A 255-nucleotide genomic window follows, 5' to 3' on the forward strand; every position below is an offset into this window, starting at 1 on the left:
AGCTGGTTCTCCCCGAAATCTATTTAGGTAGAGCCTCGGACGAATACTTACGGGGGTAGAGCACTGTTAAGGCTAGGGGGTCATCCCGACTTACCAACCCTTTGCAAACTCCGAATACCGTAAAGTACTATCCGGGAGACACACGGCGGGTGCTAACGTCCGTCGTGAAGAGGGAAACAACCCAGACCGCCAGCTAAGGTCCCAAAGTCATAGTTAAGTGGGAAACGATGTGGAAAGGCCCAGACAGCCAGGAGG

1 rRNA gene is annotated in these 255 nt (G+C 53.3%); it reads left to right on the forward strand.

Going from position 1 to position 255, the window contains the following annotated elements:
* Positions 1-255: ribosomal RNA gene (locus tag PSH50_RS21285) — 23S ribosomal RNA — on the forward strand; the annotation flags it as partial.

It is taken from the genome of Pseudoalteromonas sp. Angola-7 (assembly GCF_028599255.1).
Lineage (GTDB): Bacteria > Pseudomonadota > Gammaproteobacteria > Enterobacterales > Alteromonadaceae > Pseudoalteromonas > Pseudoalteromonas atlantica.